Origin of the sequence: Anaerostipes sp. 992a (assembly GCF_001940245.1) — a bacterium.
In the GTDB taxonomy this organism is placed as follows: domain Bacteria; phylum Bacillota; class Clostridia; order Lachnospirales; family Lachnospiraceae; genus Fimousia.
This window is the reverse complement of sequence record NZ_MJIG01000004.1, coordinates 993,570-1,017,489: the sequence shown is the minus strand read 5'-3', so window position 1 is coordinate 1,017,489 and position 23,920 is coordinate 993,570. Positions and strand designations below refer to the sequence as shown.

At 39.1% G+C, this 23,920-nt stretch carries 26 protein-coding genes and 1 pseudogene; 20 read left to right on the top strand and 7 right to left on the bottom strand.

Annotated features, from left to right (window positions below):
* Positions 1–188: 188 nt before the first annotated feature.
* Positions 189–947, bottom strand: coding sequence for a DeoR/GlpR family DNA-binding transcription regulator (locus BHF69_RS09170; RefSeq protein ID WP_202816995.1), 759 nt, complete (start codon positions 945–947; stop codon positions 189–191).
* A 311-nt stretch (positions 948–1,258) separates the two neighbouring features.
* Positions 1,259–1,957 carry an ATP-binding protein gene (locus tag BHF69_RS09165; RefSeq protein WP_075670861.1) on the bottom strand — a complete coding sequence of 233 codons (699 nt, stop codon included), beginning with the start codon at positions 1,955–1,957 and terminating at the stop codon, positions 1,259–1,261.
* Between the two features lie 111 nt (positions 1,958–2,068).
* On the opposite strand from BHF69_RS09165, the gene BHF69_RS09160 reads away from it, so the two are divergent.
* From BHF69_RS09160 to BHF69_RS09150, 3 genes and pseudogenes are all read left to right on the top strand, one after another.
* Positions 2,069–2,737 carry a Crp/Fnr family transcriptional regulator gene (locus BHF69_RS09160; protein WP_075671802.1) on the top strand — a complete coding sequence of 223 codons (669 nt, stop codon included), beginning with the start codon at positions 2,069–2,071 and terminating at the stop codon, positions 2,735–2,737.
* A gap of 112 nt (positions 2,738–2,849) precedes the next feature.
* Positions 2,850–3,072, top strand: a pseudogene (locus BHF69_RS09155) (hypothetical protein); the annotation flags it as partial.
* 150 nt (positions 3,073–3,222) lie between these two features.
* Positions 3,223–3,651 carry an RrF2 family transcriptional regulator gene (locus tag BHF69_RS09150; RefSeq protein ID WP_075671800.1) on the top strand — a complete coding sequence of 143 codons (429 nt, stop codon included), beginning with the start codon at positions 3,223–3,225 and terminating at the stop codon, positions 3,649–3,651.
* 497 nt (positions 3,652–4,148) lie between these two features.
* On the opposite strand, the gene dhaM is transcribed toward BHF69_RS09150, so the two are convergent.
* The 3 genes from dhaM to dhaK are packed head-to-tail and all read right to left on the bottom strand — an operon-like array spanning position 4,149 to position 6,193.
* On the bottom strand, positions 4,149–4,532 hold the full coding sequence (gene dhaM / locus BHF69_RS09145) for a dihydroxyacetone kinase phosphoryl donor subunit DhaM (protein ID WP_075670857.1): 384 nt from the start codon (positions 4,530–4,532) through the stop codon (positions 4,149–4,151).
* 18 nt (positions 4,533–4,550) lie between these two features.
* Positions 4,551–5,171, bottom strand: a complete 621-nt coding sequence (gene dhaL, locus BHF69_RS09140) for a dihydroxyacetone kinase subunit DhaL (protein WP_075670855.1) — start codon at positions 5,169–5,171, stop codon at positions 4,551–4,553.
* 32 nt (positions 5,172–5,203) lie between these two features.
* Positions 5,204–6,193 carry a dihydroxyacetone kinase subunit DhaK gene (gene dhaK, locus BHF69_RS09135; RefSeq protein ID WP_075670853.1) on the bottom strand — a complete coding sequence of 330 codons (990 nt, stop codon included), beginning with the start codon at positions 6,191–6,193 and terminating at the stop codon, positions 5,204–5,206.
* A 244-nt stretch (positions 6,194–6,437) separates the two neighbouring features.
* Between dhaK and cysK the strand changes: the two genes are divergently transcribed.
* From cysK to BHF69_RS09065, 14 genes are all read left to right on the top strand, one after another.
* Positions 6,438–7,370, top strand: coding sequence for a cysteine synthase A (cysK, locus tag BHF69_RS09130; RefSeq protein WP_075670851.1), 933 nt, complete (start codon positions 6,438–6,440; stop codon positions 7,368–7,370).
* Between the two features lie 60 nt (positions 7,371–7,430).
* The gene (locus BHF69_RS09125) at positions 7,431–8,741 is read left to right on the top strand and encodes an O-acetylhomoserine aminocarboxypropyltransferase/cysteine synthase family protein (RefSeq protein ID WP_075670849.1); all 1,311 of its coding nucleotides are present in this window, start codon (positions 7,431–7,433) and stop codon (positions 8,739–8,741) included.
* 21 nt (positions 8,742–8,762) lie between these two features.
* A complete protein-coding gene (locus BHF69_RS09120; protein ID WP_075670847.1) occupies positions 8,763–9,209 on the top strand; it encodes an RrF2 family transcriptional regulator in 447 nt (148 codons plus the stop codon).
* 134 nt (positions 9,210–9,343) lie between these two features.
* Positions 9,344–10,003, top strand: coding sequence for an amino acid ABC transporter permease (locus BHF69_RS09115; RefSeq protein WP_075670845.1), 660 nt, complete (start codon positions 9,344–9,346; stop codon positions 10,001–10,003).
* Entirely contained in the window at positions 9,984–10,661 is a 678-nt protein-coding gene (locus tag BHF69_RS09110; RefSeq protein WP_075670843.1) for an amino acid ABC transporter permease, read from the top strand. The genes BHF69_RS09115 and BHF69_RS09110 overlap by 20 nt, the downstream gene beginning before the upstream one ends.
* An 11-nt stretch (positions 10,662–10,672) precedes the next feature.
* A complete protein-coding gene (locus BHF69_RS09105) occupies positions 10,673–11,437 on the top strand; it encodes an amino acid ABC transporter ATP-binding protein (RefSeq protein WP_075670841.1) in 765 nt (254 codons plus the stop codon).
* Between the two features lie 2 nt (positions 11,438–11,439).
* The gene (locus tag BHF69_RS09100; protein ID WP_075670839.1) at positions 11,440–12,318 is read left to right on the top strand and encodes a cysteine ABC transporter substrate-binding protein; all 879 of its coding nucleotides are present in this window, start codon (positions 11,440–11,442) and stop codon (positions 12,316–12,318) included.
* A gap of 166 nt (positions 12,319–12,484) precedes the next feature.
* The gene (locus BHF69_RS09095; RefSeq protein ID WP_075670837.1) at positions 12,485–12,955 is read left to right on the top strand and encodes a hypothetical protein; all 471 of its coding nucleotides are present in this window, start codon (positions 12,485–12,487) and stop codon (positions 12,953–12,955) included.
* On the top strand, positions 12,933–13,889 hold the full coding sequence (locus tag BHF69_RS09090; protein WP_075670835.1) for a hypothetical protein: 957 nt from the start codon (positions 12,933–12,935) through the stop codon (positions 13,887–13,889). The genes BHF69_RS09095 and BHF69_RS09090 overlap by 23 nt, the downstream gene beginning before the upstream one ends.
* A gap of 12 nt (positions 13,890–13,901) precedes the next feature.
* Positions 13,902–14,780: a diadenylate cyclase CdaA gene (cdaA, locus tag BHF69_RS09085; RefSeq protein WP_330393099.1), complete on the top strand. Its 879-nt coding sequence runs from the start codon at positions 13,902–13,904 to the stop codon at positions 14,778–14,780.
* A complete protein-coding gene (locus BHF69_RS09080) occupies positions 14,758–16,014 on the top strand; it encodes a CdaR family protein (protein ID WP_075670833.1) in 1,257 nt (418 codons plus the stop codon). Before cdaA ends, BHF69_RS09080 begins: the two co-directional genes overlap by 23 nt.
* Before the next feature lie 3 nt (positions 16,015–16,017).
* Positions 16,018–16,284, top strand: a complete 267-nt coding sequence (locus tag BHF69_RS09075) for an HPr family phosphocarrier protein (protein ID WP_075670831.1) — start codon at positions 16,018–16,020, stop codon at positions 16,282–16,284.
* A gap of 109 nt (positions 16,285–16,393) precedes the next feature.
* The gene (locus tag BHF69_RS09070; RefSeq protein ID WP_330393098.1) at positions 16,394–17,182 is read left to right on the top strand and encodes an ABC transporter permease; all 789 of its coding nucleotides are present in this window, start codon (positions 16,394–16,396) and stop codon (positions 17,180–17,182) included.
* A gap of 9 nt (positions 17,183–17,191) precedes the next feature.
* The gene (locus BHF69_RS09065) at positions 17,192–17,929 is read left to right on the top strand and encodes an ABC transporter ATP-binding protein (RefSeq protein ID WP_075670829.1); all 738 of its coding nucleotides are present in this window, start codon (positions 17,192–17,194) and stop codon (positions 17,927–17,929) included.
* Positions 17,930–18,426: 497 nt separating this feature from the next.
* On the opposite strand, the gene BHF69_RS14170 is transcribed toward BHF69_RS09065, so the two are convergent.
* The gene (locus BHF69_RS14170; protein WP_158022573.1) at positions 18,427–18,606 is read right to left on the bottom strand and encodes a hypothetical protein; all 180 of its coding nucleotides are present in this window, start codon (positions 18,604–18,606) and stop codon (positions 18,427–18,429) included.
* Between the two features lie 78 nt (positions 18,607–18,684).
* Positions 18,685–19,722 carry an LCP family protein gene (locus tag BHF69_RS09060; RefSeq protein WP_075670827.1) on the bottom strand — a complete coding sequence of 346 codons (1,038 nt, stop codon included), beginning with the start codon at positions 19,720–19,722 and terminating at the stop codon, positions 18,685–18,687.
* A gap of 196 nt (positions 19,723–19,918) precedes the next feature.
* Here BHF69_RS09060 and BHF69_RS09055 point away from each other — a divergent pair, with 196 nt between their 5' ends.
* The 3 genes from BHF69_RS09055 (at position 19,919) to htpG (ending at position 23,911) form a co-directional block, all read left to right on the top strand.
* Positions 19,919–21,277 carry a S1C family serine protease gene (locus tag BHF69_RS09055; RefSeq protein ID WP_075670825.1) on the top strand — a complete coding sequence of 453 codons (1,359 nt, stop codon included), beginning with the start codon at positions 19,919–19,921 and terminating at the stop codon, positions 21,275–21,277.
* A 129-nt stretch (positions 21,278–21,406) separates the two neighbouring features.
* The gene (locus tag BHF69_RS09050; protein WP_075670823.1) at positions 21,407–21,907 is read left to right on the top strand and encodes a DUF5721 family protein; all 501 of its coding nucleotides are present in this window, start codon (positions 21,407–21,409) and stop codon (positions 21,905–21,907) included.
* A gap of 129 nt (positions 21,908–22,036) precedes the next feature.
* Complete coding sequence (gene htpG / locus BHF69_RS09045; RefSeq protein ID WP_075670821.1) at positions 22,037–23,911, top strand: molecular chaperone HtpG; 1,875 nt, start codon at positions 22,037–22,039, stop codon at positions 23,909–23,911.
* Positions 23,912–23,920: the final 9 nt, after the last annotated feature.

The window sequence follows — 23,920 nt, the reverse complement described above, 5'->3', positions numbered from 1 at the left end:
TTTTCTGCCTGAGAAAACATGTAAGCTCCTTCGCAGATTGCTTTACCGGAATGGTTTCGTTCTTTGTAGTATATTGGCTTCTCCCATATTCGTGTGGAGAAACGGAGTGTAGCAAAGAAGAAAACTTTTTCATAGACCATATCCCCGTTCTCATCACTTGTATCTGTATTCCAGAAAACCCGTATTTATCAAACCGTTAATACAGCAATTCCCTGTTCTTCTAATTCTTTTACGATAGTATCGTTTACTTGGTTATCGGTAATCACCGTTCTTTCGTATTCTTGTAAATTTAATGGAACGATACCATGCTGGGAGAATTTTTCACTTTCTGTTAGGATAATGATCTGTTCTGCCTGGGGAGCCATATCGCGGACTGCCTGAGCACGCATTTGATCTTGATTGGTAAAGCCAGTTTTCTGGGAATAACCGTCTGTGCCTAAAAAGAACAATGGTACATAAAAGTTCTGGGCACATTGGCGTACCATGGGACCGACCATGACCTGGGCATCCTGCTGGTAGGTTCCCCCTAAAAGGATAATCTGAAAATTTGCCCGTTTTCGAATAAAATCAGCGATAAAAGCACTGTTGGTAATAATGGTAAGATCCTTTTTCGTTTCTGTCAGAGTTTCTGCCAGAAGGGCACAGCAGCTCCCACTTTCGATCATGATCGTATCACCATTGGAAATGAGAGTGGCAGCTTTTTGAGCAATGGACTTTTTGGATTCGTAATGGTAAGCAATTCGACCGTTGATGTCATCGCTGCTGCGCAAGATCGCAAAACCATGCTCTCGAATTACGATTTTCTTATCTTCCAATTCATCCAAATCTTTTCGAATGGTAACCTGGGATACGCCCAGTCTTTCTGCCAGAGCGGTAACTTCTATTTTTCGTTCAACTGTCAGGATCTCTAACAGTTCATTCATTCTTTTTTTCACGCTTTTTCTCATATCTGTAAGCTCCTGTTCTGTAAAATATTTGATTCATCTGATATTATTCCACACGTAACATTATCAGGCAATGAGGGATAAGCGGAATGGTTTATAGAATCACACCGCATGATAGTACTGCAAAATTTGATGGATGGATCAACCATATCCGTTACCTCCTGATAGAATATTTATTTTTATTATAATCAATAGAAATACCTTAGGAAAGGAAAAGTTACAAAAATATTTTTGAAAATATATTCGAACAGAGCATGTGACTTGTCTGGGAAAAAAGGAAAGAGGGGTAACATCATCAGACGTACCCCTCTAAATTATGATTCCAAGATTCTGCCATCTGTGGAGATGGTCACTACTTGCCATGGAATGAATTTTCCACTTGCCTGTAAGGCCTGTTTTACCGCATGTTCTAATCCACCGCAGCAAGGAACTTCCATTCGGGCGATGGTGACACTTTTAATATCATTGCCGGCTATGATCTGTGTCAGCTTTTGGGCATAATTTCCTTCATCTAATTTTGGACATCCGATTAGGGTGATATGATTTTTCATAAATTTATTATGAAAGTTACCATATGCATAGGCAGTACAGTCTGCGGCAATTAATAGGTTGGCATTCTGAAAATATGGAGCGCGAAGCGGTGCCAATTTGATCTGTACTGGCCATTGGGCAAGCCTGCTGGTTACCGTCGTGGTGGTTTCCTCGGATTCTTCTTGAGCATGAAGAATTGCTCTGGAGCGGCTTCCAGGACAACCGCTGTGGACAGCAGCTTCTTTTTGCTTTTTGGCAGCAAGTACAGCAGCTTCGTTATAAGCAGGTGCTTCTCTTTCTTCAAAAGAAATAGCATCTGTTGGACAGGTAGGAAGACAGTCTCCCAGACCGTCGCAATAGTCCTCTCTTGTTAGCTTTGCTTTTCCATCTATCATCTCAATGGCACCTTCGTGACAGGCAGCAGCACAGGCACCACATCCATTACATTTTTCTTCATCAATACGAATAATTTTTCGAATCATAATAAAAACTCCTTTCATTTGATAAGCTAAGTTTATTATATTTGTGGTAAAATGTATGTTGGAATTCCAACAAAATCAAAAAAATGTATAAAGAATGTGAAAGGTAGAAATATGAAAATCTATGATTCGATTTTAAAGACATGTCCGTTGTTTGTTCATATAGAAGCGGAAGAGTTAGAGAACATGCTGCAATGTCTCAATACAAAAGTAAGAAAGATTTCGAAAAATCAGGCGATATTCATGGAGGGAGATCCGGCGGATTTTGTTGGAATCGTACTGAAAGGAGCAGTTCAGATTACAAGACAAGATTACTATGGAAATCGATCTATTGTAGCTACGGTAGGAGAAGGAGAGCTTTTTGGAGAAACTTTCGCATGTGCGGGGGTTGAAAAAATGCCGGTCAGCGTTCATGCCACTGTGGATAGTGAAGTAATGCTGATTAATTGTAAAAAAATTTTAAAGACCTGTAGAAATGCCTGTCCATTCCATAGGATATTAGTTGAAAATCTACTCAGCATTGTGGCGAGAAAAAATCTGTATCTCAATCAAAAGATGGAGATTCTGGCAAAACGGAGCACAAAAGAAAAGTTGATGGCGTATCTGCTGCAGGAAGCCAGAAGGCAGGGAAAGGATGCATTTGTCATTCCTTATGACAGGCAGGGACTGGCAGATTATCTTGGTGTGGAAAGGAGTGCTATGTCAGCGGAAATCAGTAAGATGAGGAAAGAAGGCATACTTGAGTGCCATAGAAGTTATTTTCGACTGATAGAAAAGCATTAGGAAAATTATTTATAAAACCTAGGAGGAATATATCATGTTAGGAACCTATATTGAAAACGTAAGAAATAGTGCACCACTGGTGCATAATATTACCAACTATGTTACCGTTAACGATGTGGCAGATGCGGTGACAGAAGAAAATCTGTCAGAAGCCATACAATTTGTAAAGTTTTTTGCAAAAGAAGCAGGATGTATCATAGCCGTTACTGGTGCTATTGATCTGGTCAGCGACGGAGATACCTGTCAATGCAACCTATCGAAACCGAATCATTGATGCAATTTATCATATGGATAAAGAGACATTAAACCAAGGCGCAAGATACGAAATAAAGTAAAAGGATAGACTTTTTCTATCGGAAAAATAGGGAAATAACTTGACGGACAGGATATTCTCTATCATAATAGTAGTAAAGAGAGTGGCTGAGGATTCATATGACTCAGCCATCATATTTTATGTACTTTATGGAGAAAGCGGGGAACGAAGGATGAAGATATCAACAAAGGGCCGTTATGCCTTAAGGATTATGATCGATCTGGCAGTTTATGAGAATGGATCATGTGTGAGATTGAAGGATATCGCTGAAAGAGAGGGGATTACGTTAAAATACTTGGAACAGATTATGCCACTTCTGACGAGGGCTGGATATGTGAGAAGCTTTCGGGGAAATAACGGAGGATATATGTTGGCAAAGAATCCAGAAGAATATACAGCAGGTGAGATTTTGAGAGCAACCGAAGGGAGCCTCTCACCAGTTGCCTGCATTGAGGATTATCCTAATCGTTGTGTTCGGTGTGGTAAATGTCCGACACTGTCCTTCTGGGAAGGAATGAGAGAAGTGATCAATGATTATGCAGACGGTATCACACTTGCTGCTCTGGCAAAGGATTATAAAGAAAAGAACTTGAACTTATAGAAAGTATAAGTATTCTGGTATGATGATAAATGCGGGTTTCTTTGACTATGGGATAATGTGTCAGAACGAAATCATTCCGGTCAGCAATCAGGCTACGGAGCTTCCAAATCTGATACATGTTTTCCTTTTTTCTACACCATGACAGACGAAAATCTTATCCCTCGTCCAGGGACAAATGGCTATGTAAGCAAGCTTCCAGCCATTTGTCCTTATGGACGACCAAAAGCATCGCTTTTGCCAAAGATTTTCTGCCTGAGAAAACATGTAAGCTCCTCCGCAGATTGCTTTACCGAAATGGTTTCGTTCTTTGTAGTATATTGGCTTCTCCCATATTCGTGTGAAGAAACGGAGTGCGGCAAAGAAGAAATTTTCTTCTTCATTTAGTCCACAAACCCCGTAGTTTCTAGCTCATGTCGATGGAGAAGATAAAGGAACAAAAAACGATGAGAACTAAAAAGAATAGAGTCTCATCGTTTTATATTAATAATTTAGGTTGTTTAGGAAAGCTTTGATGTATGTACGGCTGATTGAGCTTCCTGTATCACATCGTCCAGGCTTCTGCCACTGATGGAAGCAACAGTAGCAGCAACGGCACCTTCAGCAATCGGACAGTCAACCATTTTTACGTCTTCATATCCTAAATCTTCCAACACCATCTCGGTAGTCATAACTGCACTTCCCATATCCATTAGGATAATAGCGCCATCTGTGCCGTGGACTTCTTCAATTGCCATCATGATTTTCTCATAGCTGGTGCCAAAGCCTCCATCATCCATGCCTCCGGCTGCTGCAATGGGACAACCATCTGCCATGATCTTTGTCAGATCCACTACACCATCTGCCAGCTTCTGACTGTGAGATACGATTACAATTCCTACCATGCTCTCTCTCCTTGACTCTTATAAAGCGGAACCAATGGTTTCTAAAATATCAGTAAAGGAAGTAGCACCTGGATCCTGATGGCCTAAGCTTCGTTCACCAATATAGCTTGCACGTCCTTTGGTGGCAATAATGGTTTTAGTATATTCTACACCGGCTTTGGCAGCTTCGATTCCAGCAGCAAGAACTGTTTTAGAATCGGAACTATTTTCTGTAGCTGTTCTCATAGCATCCAGAGCAGGAATCATGGCATCCAGCATGGTCTTTTCTCCCTGTGTGGATTTCCCACGCATCTTTACCCCCTCAATGGCAACGTCCAGGCAGGATAGAAAATCATTCAAGTCCATATCCATTTTACCAGCCATAGCCATTCCTGCCTTCATAAAAGCAGTTCCATATAATGGTCCGGAAGAACCTCCTACAGTAGATACCAGGGTCATGCCTACCGTCTTTAAAATAGTTCCGATATCTTTTCCTTCTAAAGAAGGAAGTTTACTCTCTACCATCTGAAAGCCTCTGGCCATATTAATGCCATGGTCTCCATCACCAATAATATTGTCAAGCTCTGTCAAATAATCTTTTTCTGCGTCAATTTTATCTCCGATTGCTTTGATTGTTTCCAGTACTTTGTTACTGTCCATTGAAAATCGCTCCTTTCAAGCCTGATTTTTGCTTATGCCTTTAATGCTGGAGTATCTGCCTTTGCATCCAGTAATTCCTTCAACTGATCATCCAGTTTTAAAAGAGAGATAGAGAAGCCTTCCATCTCCAGAGAAGTCATATATTCCCCAACCATAGTCTTATAAACTTGGATACCTTTTTCTGCCAGAACATCAGCCACTCGATTGTTGATGATAAAGAGCTCCATTAAAGGAGTCGCACCGGAGCCATTGATCATAACGGCAACTTCACTTCCGGCATAATCAATATCTGCTAAAATTTTATCTAACAGCATATCTGTAATTTCGTCTGCAGATTTTAGTGGTTCTCTGTGGGTACCAGGTTCTCCATGAATACCGATTCCGACTTCCATCTCATCATCAGAAAGCTCAAAGCCAGGAACACCTGCAGCAGGAACGGTACATGGACGAATGGCCATTCCCATTGTGCGTACATTGTCAATGACCTTTTCCGCCACTGCCTTTACTTCTTCTAAGGAAGCTCCAGTTTCAGCTAATGCACCTGCAATTTTGTGGACGAAAACAGTACCGGCCACGCCTCGTCTTCCTACGGTATAAAGGCTTCCATCTACAGCAACATCATCGTTAGTGATGACTTGTTCTATCTTGATGCCTTCCATCTCAGCCATTTCTCTGGCCATTTCAAAGTTCATAACGTCACCAGTATAATTCTTGATTACCATCAGAACTCCTGCATCGGTGGCAATTGCTTTGATTCCTTCATAAATCTGATCAGGAGTTGGAGAAGTAAAAACTGCTCCGGCAACTGCTGCATCCAGCATTCCTTCGCCAACATAACCCCCGTGAGCTGGCTCATGACCGCTGCCGCCGCCACTGATCAATGCTACTTTGCCTTCTTTTCTGCTGGAACGCACGACTACATTACCGCAGTCTAACTTCTTTAGATACTGAGGATACGCTTTGACCATACCTTCGATCATCTGATTCTCGACCTGATCTACTGCATTGATAATTTTCTTCATAACCCAAATACCTCCTTGTATAAAAATAAATACATTACGTTAATCTAATTTTACATCATTTGGAATAGAATATCAATTCCGGCCTTTTGCAAGGGGGAAAAATCTATATACTAGTATTCCAATAGGAAAAGTTGAAAAAAATTTAAAAACCCAGTTGACAAATATGAGATATGGGAATATAATAAGCCTATCGTTAAAACATAGTAAATTGATAGGGTTAATAAAAATATAGGAGGAATCAATTATGGCAAATGTATATAAAGGAACACTCGGTTTAATCGGTAATACACCACTGGTAGAAGTAACAAATGTAGAAAAGGAATTAGGATTGGAAGCAACTGTTCTTGCAAAGCTTGAATATTTTAATCCAGCAGGAAGCGTAAAGGACAGAATTGCCAAGGCGATGATCGAAGATGCAGAGGAAAACGGAAAATTAAAAGAAGGTTCTGTTATCATTGAACCAACCTCAGGTAACACAGGAATCGGTCTTGCAGCTATTGCAGCAGCAAAAGGATATCGGGTAATCTTAACCATGCCAGAGACTATGAGCGTAGAAAGAAGAAACATCTTAAAAGCTTATGGAGCAGAATTGGTTTTAACAGAAGGAGCAAAGGGAATGAAGGGAGCCATTGCAAAGGCGGATGAGCTGGCAAAAGAAATTCCAGATAGTTTCATCCCAGGACAGTTTGTCAATCCAGCAAATCCAAGAATCCATAAAGAGACAACCGGACCAGAAATCTGGAAGGATACGGATGGAAAGGTAGATATCTTTGTAGCAGGTGTTGGTACTGGTGGAACACTTACTGGCGTTGGAGAATATTTAAAATCTCAGAATCCAGATGTGAAGATTGTGGCAGTAGAACCAGCAGGATCTCCAGTTCTTTCTACAGGAAAGGGTGGTCCTCATAAAATCCAGGGAATTGGAGCCGGATTCGTACCAGATGTTTTAAATACGAAGATTTATGATGAGATTCTTCCTATTGAAAATGATGATGCTTTTAAAACAGGAAAATTATTAGCAAAAGCAGAAGGTGTATTGGTTGGTATCTCTTCAGGAGCAGCACTGTATGCAGCGATCCAGTTGGCAAAACGTCCAGAAAACAAAGGAAAGACAATCGTAGCATTGCTTCCAGATACTGGAGATAGATACTACTCCACACCACTTTTTGCAGAATAAGAATAGATTCAGATTGATACAAAGGACAGAGAAGAAAAGAAAGAATATGAGGTAAGAGTAATGAGTGAAAAAATTACAAGAGAAAATAGAAATTTAAAATTTGAAACTTTACAGCTACACGTAGGACAGGAAACAGCAGATCCAGTTACGGATGCAAGAGCAGTTCCGATTTATCAGACATCCTCTTATGTATTCCGCAACAGTGATCATGCAGCAGCACGTTTTGGTTTATCAGATGCCGGTAATATCTATGGACGTCTGACAAACCCAACAGAAGATGTCTTTGAAAGAAGAATTGCAGCCTTGGAAGGAGGGGTTGCAGCATTAGCAGTAGCATCTGGAGCAGCAGCAATCACATATGCATTGGAAAACCTTGCACAGAGTGGTGACCATATTGTGTCAGCAAAGAATATTTATGGTGGATCTTACAACTTGTTAGCACACACTTTACCACAGTATGGTATTACAACTACTTTTGTAGATATCTTTGACTATGATGCAGTAGAAGCAGCAATTCAGGAAAATACAAAAGCAATCTTTATTGAGACTCTTGGAAATCCAAACTCTGATGTTGTGGATATTGAAAAGGTTGCACAGATTGCACATGCTCATAAGATTCCATTAGTAGTAGACAATACATTTGCAACACCATATTTGGTAAGACCGATTGAATATGGAGCAGATATCGTTGTACATTCTGCAACTAAATTCATCGGTGGACATGGAACAACCATCGGTGGTGTGATCGTAGACAGTGGAAAATTTGATTGGGAAGCATCTGGTAAGTTTGCATCCTTAACAGAACCAAATCCAAGCTACCATGGAATCAGCTTTACAAAAGCAGTAGGACCAGCAGCATTTGTTACAAAAATTCGTGCGATTCTGTTAAGAGATACAGGAGCAACACTTTCTCCTTTCCATGCATTCTTCTTCTTACAGGGATTAGAAACTTTATCTCTTCGTGTAGAACGTCATGTAGAAAATGCATTAAAGGTTGTAGAATATCTGAATAATCACCCTCAGGTTGAGGCAGTGCATCATCCTTCCGTATCTGATGATGAAAGTCAGCAGGCATTATACAAGAAGTATTTCCCAAATGGAGGTGGTTCCATCTTTACATTTGAAATTAAAGGAGATGCACAGAAGGCAAAAGACTTCATCGATAATCTGGAATTATTCTCCTTATTGGCGAATGTGGCAGATGTAAAATCCTTAGTGATTCATCCTGCAACAACAACACATAGCCAGTGCACAGAAGAAGAGTTATTAGATCAGGGAATCAAACCAAATACCATCCGTCTGTCTATTGGTACAGAACACATTGATGATATTATTCAGGATCTGGATGAAGCATTTAAAGCCGTTTTATAAGAACTGTGAATGGGGGTAATTATGAAATTTTCAAAAAAGAGCAGATATGGTTTACGGGCATTGATTGATTTGGCCGTAAATTCTAAAAACGAACATGTATCATTATGCAGCATTGCGGAACGAAATCATATTTCACCCCAATATCTGGAACAGGTATTTGCCAGTCTTCGCCGGGCAGGAATCGTAAAAAGCATCAAAGGGCCACAGGGAGGGTACCTGCTCAATCATGCTCCGGAGAAGATTACGGTGGCAGATATCCTGAAGATCCTGGAAGGCACATATCACCTTGAAGATGAGGAGGTCTTTGAAGAAGATCAGGTACAGGGCATCTCGATAGCTATCCAGAAGCTGGTAGTTGATCAGGTGAATCAGGAACTGGATCGTATATTAGGCAATGTAACTCTTGCCGATCTGGAAGATGATTATTTGGATTACTGTAATTATGAACAGGGGATGTATTATATTTAAAAAATATCTGCGATCTTAGAAACAGGAGTTATTATGATAGAGACGTGGTACTTTTGTGCAGCGTCTCTTTTTATGGAAATAATCCTATTGTTCCTATATGGATATAGGAATATTGGTGGAAGGGAAGTGAGAAATTGGATATTGCGTATATGGTAGAAAAGGTACCTTTATATATAGAAGCAGCCAAATTGACATTTCGGTTAGGTGTGATTGGGATTTTACTTTCTCTGGCAGTAGGTCTGATCTGTTCACTGATTCAATATTATAAAGTACCTGTGTTACGAAGCGTGACAGGAATTTACATAGAATTATCAAGAAATACACCATTGCTGGTACAATTATTTTTCTTATATTTTGGATTGCCCAAAATCGGAGTCAGTTGGTCTTCAGAGGCATGTGCCATACTGGGACTAAGCTTTTTAGGTGGAAGTTATATGGCGGAAGCATTTCGAAGTGGACTAGAAGCCATTGACCGGACTCAGTTAGAATCAGGACTCAGCATAGGACTCAGTCATAGACAGGTGATGCAGTATATTGTATTTCCACAGGCACTTTCCATATCCGTTCCGGCACTTTGTGCCAATGTGATATTTTTGATCAAGGAGACCTCTGTATTTAGCGTAGTGGCACTGCCAGACCTGATGTATGTGGCAAAGGATCTGATCGGTTTGCACTATAAAACGGATGAAGCATTATTTATGCTGGTCATTGCATATTTGATCTTGCTGCTTCCGATTTCCATCATAGCAGCTGTGCTGGAAAGGAGGCTTAGATATGCAGGATTTGGGAATTAGAGTCTTGTTCATGGGAAATAACTTTGAAAGATTGTTGATCGGTTTATGGGTGACCATTAAGATTTCGCTAATATCAGTGATCCTTTCTATTCTATTTGGAATTTTGCTGGGAATGGTCATGACTTTGAAAAATCCAATTACCAGGGCAGTTAGTAAGATATATTTAGAATTTATCCGAATTATGCCACAGCTGGTACTGCTGTTTTTAGTATATTTTGGATTGACAAAATCCTTTGGAATCAATCTTTCTGGTGAGCTTTCAGCAGTCATCGTATTCACCCTCTGGGGAACAGCAGAAATGGGAGATTTGGTCCGAAGTGCCTTAATCTCTATTCCAAAGCATCAGTATGAAAGTGGAGCAGCGCTTGGGCTCTCTGGTATACAGATTTATCGTTATATCATTATTCCACAGACATTGCGAAGACTGATACCTCTGGCCATCAATCTGACTACCAGAATGATTAAGACCACATCTTTGATCGTTTTGATTGGAGTTATTGAGGTCATGAAGGTAGCACAACAGATCATTGAGGCGAACCGATATACGGTACCGGATTCTGCTCTCTGGATTTATGGAACCATCTTTTTCCTATATTTTATCGTGTGCTGGCCGATTTCTCTTTTGGCCACAAGGCTGGAAAAGAGATGGAAGAATTGAGGTGAATATATTTGGAAAAATCAGAAGTTGTATTAGAAGTACGAAATCTTAGTAAGGATTATGGAAACGGACCAATCCTGAAAGATATATCCATGACGATCCAGAAGGGCGAGGTGGTCGTGATCATTGGACCATCTGGTTGTGGAAAAAGTACATTTCTTCGATGTTTGAATGGATTAGAATCCATACAACAAGGCGAAATTATTCTGGATGGACAAGTCATTACGGCAGAAAAGACAAAGTGGACACAGGTAAGACAGAAGATTGGAATGGTCTTCCAAAGCTATGAATTGTTTCCACATATGTCTGTCATTGATAATATTTTATTAGGGCCACTGAAGGCTCAGGGAAAACAAAAAAAAGAAGTGATTCAGGAAGCGGAACGTCTATTGGATCGAGTAGGGCTTCTGGATAAGAAGGATGCATATCCAAGACAGCTTTCTGGAGGACAGAAGCAAAGGGTGGCAATTGTAAGATCACTGATCATGCATCCGGAAATCATGTTATTTGATGAAGTGACAGCAGCTTTGGATCCAGAGATGGTAAGGGAAGTTCTGGATGTTATGCTGGAACTGGCAAAAAGCGGTTCTACAATGATTATCGTGACCCATGAGATGCAGTTTGCACGTGCAGTTGCGGATAAAGTAGTATTCTTCGATGGAGGAGATATTGTAGAGACTGGTACACCAGAGAAATTTTTTACAAATCCAGAGACCGAGCGGGCACGCCGGTTTTTGAATACATTTACATTTAATATTGAAGAAAAGGAAGGGTAAATATGAAAAAGACAAAGAAAATCATTGCATTACTATTAACACTTGTATTGGCCGTGACTGCATTTACTGCATGTGGCGGTTCTTCTGAATCAGAAGATACAAAGAAAGAAAGCTCTAATAAAGAAGTCTATCGTACATTGGATGAGATCAAAGAGGATGGAACCATTAAAATTGGTGTATTCAGCGATAAGAATCCATTTGGCTATGTAGACGAAGATGGAAATTATCAGGGATATGATGTATATTTTGCAGAACGACTGGCTAAGGATTTGGGAGTAAAGGTTGAATACGTGTCTACAGAAGCAGCCAACCGTGTAGAATATTTAAAGACTGGAAAAGTAGATGTAATCCTTGCGAACTTTACAGTAACAAAGGAACGTGCGGAAGAAGTTGATTTTGCACTTCCATATATGAAAGTAGCACTTGGTGTAGTATCTCCTGACGATAAGCTGATTACAGATCCAGATGATCTGAATGGCAAAAAATTGATCGTTGCAAAGGGAACAACAGCAGAAACTTATTTTGAAGAAAATTATCCAGATGTAGAATTAGTGAAATTTGACCAGTATACAGAAGCTTATAATGCATTATTAGATGGACGTGGAGATGCTCTTTCTACGGATAATACAGAAGTTCTTGCATGGGCATTACAGAATGATGGATATTCTGTTGGAATTCCGTCTTTAGGTAATACAGATACCATTGCACCAGCAGTATCAAAAGGAAATGATACCTTAAAAGATTGGATCAATAAGGAAATTGAGAGTCTGGCAGATGAAGAATTCTTCCATAAAGATTATAAAGAAACTTTGGAACCAGTTTATGGAAAAGAAGTTGATATTGATAGTGTGGTCGTAGAAGGTGGAAAAGTAGAAGAATAAATGAAGAATAACTGGGCCAACGAATATCGTATCTGCGGTAATCGTTGGTCCTTGTTGTAGTGACTATTCTGCCTTTTTATAAATAATTGAAAATGGAAATTATTAATGATATAATATTATAGATTAGCTATGTCTCAGAAACCGGATTCTAAAAGGAGTGAATCATATGGTCAATGAAGAAAAAGTAAAACTTATGACAAAGATGGCAATTTATGAATCGGGAAAAGGAAAGATGGATTTAGAAATCAGCCATTTTCATATAAATGAATATATGAAGATGGAAGTTGTTAAGTCCGTCATTGTCAATACTATTGTGTATTGTGCTGCACTGGGCTTTATCCTTTTGTTGATGATGGATAAAGTAATTGAAGCTGTCAATAATCATCAGTTTCGAAAGTATATGTTGTTGTTTGTTGTAGCATATTTATTATTTATTTTTTTAGAAGGCATGATTGTGAGAGGAAGGGCGAAGCAGAGATATCTGGATGCAAGGCCCAGAGTACGGGCCTATAAAAAGAATCTTGCAAAACTTCATTTTATGTATGAATTGGAGGAAGAGAATATTACCAATCCGAAAGAGGAGAAACTAGAAGATAGAATTGAGGAGGAATTAGATGGAGAAACTATTGATTTTTAGGGAAAAAGTGAATTCGTTTATAAATAAAAGAAATCTGATTCTTCGTGTTATTGGTAAATTTGTTGCAGCTATGATCATGATACAAAGCATCAATGGGCTTATGGGATATTCTGCTTTTCTGCGGCAGCCATCTATTATGGCAGCGGCATCCCTGATTTGTGTGTTTATTCCATTTTCGTATAGCTATGTGGTGTTTGGTGTAATCTGTATCCTGAATCTGTTAAAGGTATCCATGGATATCATGTTACTGATGGCGGCAGCATTATTGCTTTTTTATATTATTTATAACCGGAATTTTATTCGGTTTGGTTATGTGGCAATTTTGACGGTTATTTTGCTGCCTACCAAGCTTTCAGCATTAGTGCCAATTTTTGTTGGGATTTTTGCTGGTCCTTTAGGAATTCCTCCGATGTTAATGGGAATTATGATCTATTTCTTTTCTACCAGTTTGGACCGTGCTATACTGGAAATGACCAAGAGTGTGAATACACAGCCATTATATCAGATGGTTCTAGATTCCATGATGGCCAATAAAGAGATGATTTTATATCTGTTTTGCTTTGTGATTACCGCATTGGTGGCAGGACAGATGTATCGGATGAAGTTTAATTATGCATGGCAGGCATCCATCCCGTTGGGAGGGATCATATACGCGGTCATCTATTTATACGGAAGCTTTTTAATGGAGATCAGAACTTCTATTCTTGATAGCATCCTATCTTTTATCCTGTCCGTAGTGATATTGGAAGTGCTTCAGTTCTTCCGCTCGGTTATTGATTATTCCAGAGTGGAGAATTTGCAATTTGAGGATGATGAATATTATTATTATGTTAAGGCAGTGCCAAAGATGTCTGTTTCAGAAGAAGACATTAATGTAAAAAAGATAAATGTACGGAGAAAGAGTTTGATCCGACGTAGAGATAAGAAAGAGTAAAGGGGATTTTTTGTGCAGAATGTATTGATGAACTTAGAAGAGTATTTGAATTTGTTTTCGTTTCCGCATGTTCGAGTAAATGATATCATCGATATTTTGATTGTAAGCATTATTATATATGAAGTAGCACGCTGGATTCGTAATACCAGGGCCTGGATGTTATTCAAGGGTCTGATCGTTTTGTTGGCATTTACGATCGTTGCAGCTATATTACAGCTACATACGATTATGTGGATCTTAGATAAGATTTTCAGCATTGGTATCACAGCGGCCATTATTATTTTCCAGCCGGAACTACGAAGGGCGCTGGAATCGTTGGGAAAGAAAAATATTATTGCCAATATCTTCAATTTTGATGATTCCAAAGAGGAAGAGGTTTTTGATGATAAGAGTGTTCAGGCGATTACAAAGGCTTGCGTAGAGATGGGAAAAGCGAAGACGGGAGCATTGATCGTAATGGAACGCCAGGTGGGACTTGGAGAGTACGAGCGTACAGGGATACCGATTGATTCAAAGATTACCAGTCAGCTTTTGATCAATATTTTTGAACATAATACACCATTGCATGATGGTGCGGTATTGATTCGGAATAACAGGATTGTGTCTGCAACCTGTTATTTGCCATTAACGGACAGCCTGGAGATTGGAAAGGAACTGGGAACCAGACACCGTGCGGCCATTGGAATCAGTGAGGTGTCTGATAGTATTACTATTGTAGTATCCGAAGAGACAGGAGGCATTTCCATTGCCCGTGGAGGAAAGCTTTATCGCAATCTGAATGCTGAGTCTCTTAAGAAGTATTTACAGATTTTAAAGAACACCAATTCTGATTCGAAAATATTTAAATTATGGAAAGGAAGGGGTAAAAATGAAACAAAAACTCACGAATAATTTGTCCAGTAATTTATCCCTGAGAATTCTTTCGATATTTCTGGCATCATGTCTGTGGGTGTTTGTAATTAATACGGATGATCCAATTACTACCCGCACGTTTACCAATATGGAGGTAAAGATCATTCATACAGAGGTGCTGGATAGTCTGAATCAGACGTATCAGATTACAGAAGGAGAAAAGATTACATTTTCGATAAAAGGGAAGAAGACCATTGTAGATAAGCTGAAGAAGTCTGATTTTACCGTAACTGCAGATTTGTCTGAATTATCCAGTGTGAATGCAGTTCCGATTAAGATTCAGGCGAAGAAATATGCAGATGAGATAGAGATCATATATGGCAATGAGAAGACGCTGAAACTGGAGATTGAAGATTTGCAGCAGGCGCAGGTTCCTGTTGTGGCAGAAACAACAGGAGAACCGAAGAGTGGTTACACCGTAGGAAAGAAGACGACCAATCCTAATCTGGTCAATATTAAAGGACCAGTCAGTATTGTAAAGCGAATCAAGCAGGTAAAGGTTCTGGTAGCTGTGGATGGTATTTCCAAGGACATGGTTACTAAAGTGAGACCGGTGTGCTATGATTCAGATGGGATAGAGGTGGATCAAAGCCGTATTAGCATGGATGTGAATACTATTAAGGTTAAAATTGCCGTATGGAAGAGCAAGAAGCTTCCACTGTCCATAGAGACGACAGGGGAACCGGCAGATGGATATACGGTCGGTACGATTGATTATGAGCCAAAGTATATTTATGTAACAGGGGAATCCAGAGATCTTTCTGATCTGTCTGAGATCAATCTTCCGGCTATTGACATTGATGGAAAGAAATCGACAGTTGAGGAGAGCATTAATTTGGATTCAATCACTTTGCCAGAAGGAATTTCCCTTGCACAGCAGGAGAAAGAAATTATGGTAAAGGTTAATATTGATAAATTATCGGAGAAGGATTTAACGATATCAGACAAAGATATACAGATTTTGAATAATTCACATCAGTATAAGGTGGAATTCGTGGATTCGGCCATTCAGATTCATATGACTGGATTAACTTCCAGTCTGAAGCAGGCAACTTTGGATAATTTAAAGCCACGGATTGATATTGGAGAGTTAGAACCGGGTGAACATAATGTTTCAGTTATTTTAGAAGAAATTAGTAATGTGAAGATTTCGGGGGATAGAACGATTAAGATTATCGTTGAAGAAGAAAATTCACAAACTGAGGAGGACTAAAATATGGTTTCAAAGAAAGTTGTAGTTACAAATGAAGAAGGACTTCATTTAAGACCAGCAGGAGTTTTATGTAAAGAGGCGTTAAAATTTATCAGTAGTGTACATTTTACATTCGGAAATAAAAATTGTAATGCTAAAAGTGTGTTAAACGTATTATCTGCAGGTGTAAAAAAAGGTGATGAGATTGAAATGATCTGCGAAGGTGCGGATGAAGCTCATGCGTTAGATTATCTGGTGACATTAATTCAAGATAAATTTGACATTGAATAAGGCGACTTTCTGAAAATTAGTATGGAAAATTTCGATAGCTGTTCTGGTGAAAATGAACCATCTCTGATGGTTTCACCAGGGCGGCTATCTGCAGTTATGAGGTGAAATTTTGAAAAACGAAGTAGTGGGATTTTGGAAAAATTTTATAAAGTATCAATTTTTGCTTCGTGAACTAGTAAAGAAGGGAATCGTATTAAAATATCGAAGATCTTATCTGGGATTATTTTGGACGCTGTTAGAACCTTTGTGCACGATGATAGTCCTTACGATAGTATTCGGCGGTTTTTTTGGTCAGGGAGACCGACTATATCCAGTTTATATTTTATCAGGAAGGTTGCTGTACACCTTTTTTAATACCGCTACCAAGGGCTGTATGCGCTCTATGCGGAAGAATGCAGGTATGATGAAGAAGGTGTACGTGCCCAAATACATGTATCCTTTGTCCAGTGTACTTTTTCAGTATGTGATCTTTCTGATTTCCCTAAGTGTTCTGGTACTCATTGGAGGAATATTGGGAGTAAGACCTTCCATCTATCTGATGCAGATACTGATTCCTCTGTTTTTGCTTCTGGTATTGGCGTTTGGAACGGGAATGATTCTGGCAACATTGGCTGTATTTTTCAGGGATCTGGAATATTTATGGGGAATTGCCCTGATGCTGATCATGTATACTTCAGCCATCTTCTATCAGCCCGAAAAGGTAATCAATACGGGAAATGGATGGGTATTTAAGATTAATCCGCTATATGCCTGTATTGATATGTTTCGCAGCGCAATCTTTGGAGAGCCCTTAGATCTTAGTATGCTTAAGCTGGCAGTGATAAGCTGTGTATTAACAGTAGGAGTTGGTATATATTTATTTTATAAAAAAGAGGATCAATTTATTTTATATCTTTAGGAGTTATTTATGGAAGAGCATATTGCATTAGAAGTAAAAGATGTAGGAATGAAATTTCGATTGAGTACGGAAAAGGTGGATAGCTTAAAGGATTATGTCATTGGTAGATTAAAAAAGCAGATACAGTTTCAGGAATTCTGGGCACTCAAAGATATCAGCTTTCAGCTGGAGAAGGGAGACCGACTGGGAATTCTGGGGTTGAATGGAGCAGGTAAAAGTACTCTTTTGAAGGTGATTGCAGGGGTGTTAAAACCTACAGAGGGAACGGTGCATACCAGAGGTAAGATTGCTCCTCTGTTAGAATTGGGAGCAGGATTTGATAAGCAGTATACAGGGACAGAGAATATCTATCTATATGGTGCCGTTTTGGGATACTCTAAAAAATTCGTACAGGAACGGTTTGATGAGATTGTAGATTTTTCTGGTCTTCGTTCTTTTATTGATATACCAGTAAAGAATTATTCTTCAGGAATGCGATCAAGATTAGGGTTTGCCATCGCTACTCAGGTTGATCCGGATATTTTGATTCTGGATGAAGTATTGGCTGTAGGGGATAAGGATTTTCATGAAAAAAGCGAGCAAAAAATTCTGGAGATGATGGACCGTGGTGCCACTGTTTTATTTGTTTCTCATTCAATGGAACAGGTCGAGCGGATATGTAATAAAGCGATTTTATTGGAGAATGGAAGGATTGTTGCAAGTGGAAGTGTAAGTGAAGTTCAAAGGGTTTATCAAACTAGGAAGTAATCTTCTTAAGGTGCAGAGTGCGGGTTTTCTGGAATACAGATGCAAGCGATGAGAACGGAATGATTCCAGCCGGCAATCAGGTTTCCAGAGCTTAACAATCACTAACATGCTTTGCGTTTTTGCCACTCGCCACAGCCGCTTCGCTTTTAGTGCTCTCGTGGTAGGGACTGGACGAAAATCTTATATGCCGCCCATCCGCAAATGATTCTTAAGCAAGCTCCTCCAAATATTGCCTTGCTGGAACATTTCCGTTCTTTTTTTGTATTTTCTTGCATCTATATAGGTTGGGAAAACGGGGATATGGTCTATGAAAAAGCCTTCTTCTTTACCACACTCCGTTTCTCCACACGAATATGGGAGAAATCAATACACTACAAAGAACGAAACCATTCCGGTAAAGCAATCTGCGGAGGAGCTTACATGTTTTCTCAGGCAGAAAATCTTTGGCAAAAGCGATGCTTTTGGTCGTCCATAAGGACAAATGGCTGGAAGCTGGCTTACATAGCCATTTGTCCCTGGACGAGAGATAAGATTTTCGTCTGTCCTGGTGTGGAACAAGAGAAAACATGTATCAGATTTGGAAGCTCCGTAGCCTGATTGCTGACCGGAATGATTTCGTTCTCACACATTATCCCATAGTCAAAGAAACCCATATTTATATTACTATGAAAATACATACTAAAAAACATCCTTGATAAAAGAATCCGAAGTTTTTATATAGTGATTTCATCAAGGATGTTTTTTTCATTGATTGTTTAATAATAGCCTGTCTGCCAACAGATTTTATCGTTGATCCGATTTAATTCATCGCTGACTTCGTAATTTACTGTTCCAAATAAATTTTCATGAAGTTTTATGACATTTTCCTTTAATGTGGTAGGTACGTCATAGAACAGTCCATCGGATAATCGAACTTCCGTATGGTCATATGGGAATCCATCCTGTTCCGTCAGCTCATAGCGTGGAGCATTGAGGAGCATCATCATAAGATCATTGGTGGACATATTGGTCTGTACCTGAGGAAGTACCTGATTGATCGCCTTCATAAATGTAATTGGATGGGATTTTGCCTTATTCATGATGGATTTTAAGACGATCCTCTGTCGATTGGCACGGCTGATGTCACCATTTTGATTGTGGCGGATTCTCGCATAGGCAACTGCCTGATTCCCATCAAAGGTATAGACGCCGGCAGAAGTAAATCCGGGAGAGTTTCCTCCATTATAATGATTTACGCTTTTGATGTATTTATTTAAATCGTCAATAAAGTCTTCTTCTACTTCTAATTCAATGCCTCCGAGCGCATCGATGATATTTGCCATAATCTTGAAGTTGACGGTAGCATATTGGGTGATGTTCAGATCGTAATTTCGATTCAGTGTACTGATGGCCAGTTCCGGACCACCATAAGCGTAAGCATGATTGATTTTTGTATAGGTGCCGTTGACGCTTACATAGGAATCACGATATACAGAAGTCAGTTTCACTTCTTTTGTGCTGTTGTTGATCGTGGCAATGATGATGGCATCTGAACGACTGGATTCACTGGCGAGGTCAACAGAACGGGTGTCTACACCAAAGAGTGCGATATTCGTATAATTGCTCATATTAATATCTTCGTTTACCGTTACCAGCTGTGATTCATCCAAAGCGGTGGTATTGACACCAGAGATACATTTGATTGCCAGACCTAGCACAATAAATGCTAAGATGATTACAATTTCTAAAAGCAGAAGAAACTTATAAAAAAAAGAATGTTTCTGCTTTTTTCTTTTCTTTTGTTTTTTACTCATAAGGATTCCCCTCTTTTCCTGTTGTTCTAAACTATAATTTATTCTACAATAATCCTATATGATAAACAATGACTATTTTCTTAAGAAAAACCTTAAAAAAACATAATTTTTACACATTTGATTGCTATGATAATAAAAACGAAAGAAACATATGAAATAGAAAGAACCAGTCTTTATAACAGAAAGGGGAATAACAATGAGTGAATTTTTTGATAAGGATATAGAAAGTGGAAAACAGGAAGAAGATTCTACCTATCATTATAGTTATGTAGAAGAAGATTCCAATGTGGAACATGATCCAAATGTAGAATACGTAGAAGAAGTGATTGAAGAAGTGGTAGAAGAGGAACCGAAAAAGGAGAAAAGAAAACCAAAGAAAAAAAGAAAACCAATGAGTGAATTTACGAAAAAGCTGACCAGAATGGCCGCATATGGTCTTGTCTTTGGTTTGGTTGGCGGTGCTGCATTTCAGGGAGTCAGCTATGGATTGAATAAAGTGGGCATAGCTGGAGGTAACCAGAAGCAGCTAGCAACAACACAGACGGTATCTACATCATCTGGAAGTAAATCCGATGTCTCTGCTGTAGCAGAAAGTGTATTGCCATCGATTGTTTCTATTACCGGAACTTTCCAGACGAATAGTTATGGATTTTTTGGAAGAGAGTCTTCACAGGAATCTGAAGGAAGTGGATCTGGAATTATTGTGGGAAAGGACAGCCACTATTTATATATTGCTACCAATAACCATGTCGTAGAGGATGCAACCTCACTTGCTGTTGGATTTTGCGATGATTCTACCGTAGAAGCAGAGATAAAAGGAACGGATAGCGATGCGGATCTGGCAGTGGTTACAGTAGATTTGTCAAAGATAAAATCTTCCACGTTGGAGGAGATTAAGATCATTACCATGGGAGATTCTGATAAGCTTAATGTTGGTGAGCAGGCAATTGCCATTGGAAATGCATTGGGATATGGACAATCTGTGACAGCTGGCTATATTAGTGCTTTGAATCGAGAAGTGCAGCTGACGGATAAGACGATGACCCTAATTCAGACAGATGCAGCTATTAATCCAGGTAACAGTGGCGGGGCATTGCTGGATGGAGAAGGTAAACTGATGGGAATCAATACAGTAAAATATTCTTCTGAAGAAGTGGAAGGCATGGGATATGCAATTCCGATCAATACGGCCAAGCCGATCATTGAATCTCTGATCAATGAAGAAACCATTCCAGAATCAAAGCAAGCATATCTGGGAATTACAGGCGGCGATATGACAGAGGATATGGCCAATGCCTATGGAATGCCAACCGGTATCTATGTGAGTGAGATTCAGCAGAATTCACCGGCACAGAAGGCTGGTATGCAGGCTGGGGATGTCATTGTAGAATTTGACGGAAGTTCTGTTACCACTATGGAGAATCTACAGAATAAGCTGGAGAAAAAGTCAGCTGGAACAAAGGTAACGATAAAAGTAAAACGTCAGAGTCAGATGGGTGAGTACAAAGATGTGACGTTAAATGTAACTTTGGGCAGCAAGCAGGATGCACAATAGTCAAAATTCCTGATCTGCATTTCGAAATGAGAAGTGCATTTTCAAAATCTATGTTATAATATAAGCCTGACCTGTTTTCATAAATATGACAGGTTAGGCTATTATTTTTTAGGAATGGAGAAGATATTTATGCTGGCATTACAGATTGAAGACGTAAAACAATTTATGCTGCAATTGTTTTCAAAGGATACCTTTGATGCTTTCTGGTTATATGAAGCCAAGATTAAGATGTCCGTATCCTATGTGGTGGATGGGAAGCTGAATCTGGACTTTTATGATCAATCGGAGAAGGAACTGCTGAGTGGACGTACCTATGCTCTGTGGAAGGAGCAGAAGAATATGCTGTTTTCCATGATCCGAGGACATAAAACTCCGGAGAATATGCAGATTATCCTGATGCTTTCACCGACGAATACCGAAAAGATGATTCTGCAGAATCATCTGCCCATTCATCCGTCGGATATAAGGGGGTTATTCCTGAATATTTACTATAAGCAGGGGCAGTTAAGCTGTACTACTGGTGTATCGTTAAAGACGTTTACGCTGGAAAAAGGATTGGAACGGCTTTGGGAGGATATGGTAGAGAAGTATTTTGGACAAAAACAAATTATTAGCACTCATGTTGAATGAGTGCTAATTTTTTCTTGACATTGGAATTCGGTGGTATTAATATATATATCAGATGAAAATGCAGCAGGCATTTTCAAAATTTAGAATAGAATGAATCATGATATAAGAAAAAGAAGGAGATGTATCAGCATGAGCAACAAAAAAGGAAGCTTATCCATCAATAGTGAAAATATTTTTCCAATTATTAAGAAGTGGTTATATTCCGACCATGATATTTTCTTAAGAGAATTAGTGTCCAATGCATGCGATGCTATTACAAAGTTAAGAAAGCTGGATATGATTGGAGAATTTGAAGAACCAGAAGACAATCATTACCGAGTAGATGTAAAGGTAAGTCCAGAGAATAAGACGATTAAGGTCATCGATAATGGTCTGGGTATGACTGCCGATGAAGTAGAAGAATATATTAACCAAATCGCATTTTCTGGGGCAGAGGATTTCCTTGCAAAATATAAAGATAAGACAAACGAAGATCAGATCATCGGTCATTTTGGTCTGGGATTTTATTCTGCATTTATGGTGGCGGATAAAGTAACCATTCAGACACTTTCTTATAAAGAAGATGCCGTGCCGGTATATTGGGAATGTGATGGAGGAACGGAATTTTCCATGAGCGATGGAGAGCGTACGGAAAGAGGTACGGAGATCACATTATATCTTGGAGAAGACAGTGTGGAATTTGCCAATGAGTTCCGTGTTCGTGAAATATTGAATAAATATTGTTCTTTTATGCCAGAAGAAATCTATTTTACCAATGAGGATGTAAAGGAAGAGGAAACTGAAGAGAAAGAAGAAAAACCAGAAGAACCAAAACCAATCAATGATACGGTTCCACTTTGGGCAAAACATCCAAATGAATGTACGGAAGAAGAATACAAAGAATTCTATCGAAAAGTATTTATGGACTTTAAGGAACCATTGTTCTGGATTCATCTGAATATGGATTATCCATTTAACTTAAAGGGTATTTTATACTTCCCAAAAATTAATTATGAATATGAATCTATTGAAGGAACGATTAAATTGTATAATAACCAGGTATTTATCGCAGATAATATTAAGGAAGTAATTCCTGAATTCCTGTTATTATTAAAGGGTGTCATCGACTGTCCGGATCTGCCGCTGAATGTATCCAGAAGTGCATTACAAAATGATGGATTTGTAAAGAAGATTTCTGATTATATTACAAAGAAGGTTGCGGATAAGCTTGCTGGACTTTGCAAGACAGAAAAGGAATCTTATGAGAAATACTGGGATGATATCAGCCCATTTATCAAATTTGGATGCTTAAAAGATGAAAAATTCAATAAAAAGATGAAAGATTACATCTTATTTAAGAATTTGGAGAAAAAATATATTACATTACCGGAATATTTGGAAGCTGCCAAGGATAAGAATGAGAATAAGGTATTTTATGTAACGGATGAAGTGGTACAGTCTCAGTATATTAATATGTTCAAGGAACAGGGAATGGATGCAGTTTATCTGACACAGAATATTGACAGTGCTTTTATCACACATTTAGAGCAGGCAAATCAGGAAGTAAAATTCTTGCGAATTGATGCAGATGTTGCCGATACACTGACAGAGGAAGCCAATGAAGAAGAGATGAAATCCATGAGTGAGACGCTTGGAGACATTTTTAAAAAGGCATTATCCAAAGAAAATCTTACAATTAAGGTAGAAAGATTGAAAAATGAAGGCGTGTCTGCTATGATAACCCTTAGCGAAGAATCCAGACGTATGCAGGAAATGATGAAGATGTATAATATGGGACAGGATATGGATCCGGCAATGTTCGGCATGGAAGGCGGAGAGACGTTGATCTTAAATGCCAATAACCGACTGGTACAATATGTGATCGATCAGCCAGAGGGAGAGCATACTGAATTGATCTGCCAGCATTTATATGATCTTGCTCAATTATCCAACAGACCATTGGATGCAGAGTCTATGACAAAATTCATCGCTAGGAGCAATGAAATCTTAGGTTTATTAATTTAATCCGAACAG

What these genes read in the sequence shown, in the direction of transcription:
- dhaM (WP_075670857.1), bottom strand. Translation starts at nt 4,532, where the DNA reads ATGGTAGGAATTGTAATCGTATCTCACAGTCAGAAGCTGGCAGATGGT.
- BHF69_RS09080 (WP_075670833.1), top strand. Translation starts at nt 14,758, where the DNA reads ATGAAACAAAAACTCACGAATAATTTGTCCAGTAATTTATCCCTGAGA.
- BHF69_RS09065 (WP_075670829.1), top strand. Translation starts at nt 17,192, where the DNA reads ATGGAAGAGCATATTGCATTAGAAGTAAAAGATGTAGGAATGAAATTT.
- BHF69_RS09100 (WP_075670839.1), top strand. Translation starts at nt 11,440, where the DNA reads ATGAAAAAGACAAAGAAAATCATTGCATTACTATTAACACTTGTATTG.
- BHF69_RS09050 (WP_075670823.1), top strand. Translation starts at nt 21,407, where the DNA reads ATGCTGGCATTACAGATTGAAGACGTAAAACAATTTATGCTGCAATTG.
- BHF69_RS09150 (WP_075671800.1), top strand. Translation starts at nt 3,223, where the DNA reads ATGAAGATATCAACAAAGGGCCGTTATGCCTTAAGGATTATGATCGAT.
- cysK (WP_075670851.1), top strand. Translation starts at nt 6,438, where the DNA reads ATGGCAAATGTATATAAAGGAACACTCGGTTTAATCGGTAATACACCA.
- BHF69_RS09120 (WP_075670847.1), top strand. Translation starts at nt 8,763, where the DNA reads ATGAAATTTTCAAAAAAGAGCAGATATGGTTTACGGGCATTGATTGAT.
- BHF69_RS09095 (WP_075670837.1), top strand. Translation starts at nt 12,485, where the DNA reads ATGGTCAATGAAGAAAAAGTAAAACTTATGACAAAGATGGCAATTTAT.
- dhaL (WP_075670855.1), bottom strand. Translation starts at nt 5,171, where the DNA reads ATGGACAGTAACAAAGTACTGGAAACAATCAAAGCAATCGGAGATAAA.
- BHF69_RS14170 (WP_158022573.1), bottom strand. Translation starts at nt 18,606, where the DNA reads ATGTATTTTCATAGTAATATAAATATGGGTTTCTTTGACTATGGGATA.
- BHF69_RS09125 (WP_075670849.1), top strand. Translation starts at nt 7,431, where the DNA reads ATGAGTGAAAAAATTACAAGAGAAAATAGAAATTTAAAATTTGAAACT.
- BHF69_RS09110 (WP_075670843.1), top strand. Translation starts at nt 9,984, where the DNA reads ATGCAGGATTTGGGAATTAGAGTCTTGTTCATGGGAAATAACTTTGAA.
- BHF69_RS09160 (WP_075671802.1), top strand. Translation starts at nt 2,069, where the DNA reads ATGAAAATCTATGATTCGATTTTAAAGACATGTCCGTTGTTTGTTCAT.
- BHF69_RS09075 (WP_075670831.1), top strand. Translation starts at nt 16,018, where the DNA reads ATGGTTTCAAAGAAAGTTGTAGTTACAAATGAAGAAGGACTTCATTTA.
- BHF69_RS09090 (WP_075670835.1), top strand. Translation starts at nt 12,933, where the DNA reads ATGGAGAAACTATTGATTTTTAGGGAAAAAGTGAATTCGTTTATAAAT.
- BHF69_RS09170 (WP_202816995.1), bottom strand. Translation starts at nt 947, where the DNA reads ATGAGAAAAAGCGTGAAAAAAAGAATGAATGAACTGTTAGAGATCCTG.
- BHF69_RS09055 (WP_075670825.1), top strand. Translation starts at nt 19,919, where the DNA reads ATGAGTGAATTTTTTGATAAGGATATAGAAAGTGGAAAACAGGAAGAA.
- dhaK (WP_075670853.1), bottom strand. Translation starts at nt 6,193, where the DNA reads ATGAAGAAAATTATCAATGCAGTAGATCAGGTCGAGAATCAGATGATC.
- BHF69_RS09060 (WP_075670827.1), bottom strand. Translation starts at nt 19,722, where the DNA reads ATGAGTAAAAAACAAAAGAAAAGAAAAAAGCAGAAACATTCTTTTTTT.
- htpG (WP_075670821.1), top strand. Translation starts at nt 22,037, where the DNA reads ATGAGCAACAAAAAAGGAAGCTTATCCATCAATAGTGAAAATATTTTT.
- BHF69_RS09165 (WP_075670861.1), bottom strand. Translation starts at nt 1,957, where the DNA reads ATGATTCGAAAAATTATTCGTATTGATGAAGAAAAATGTAATGGATGT.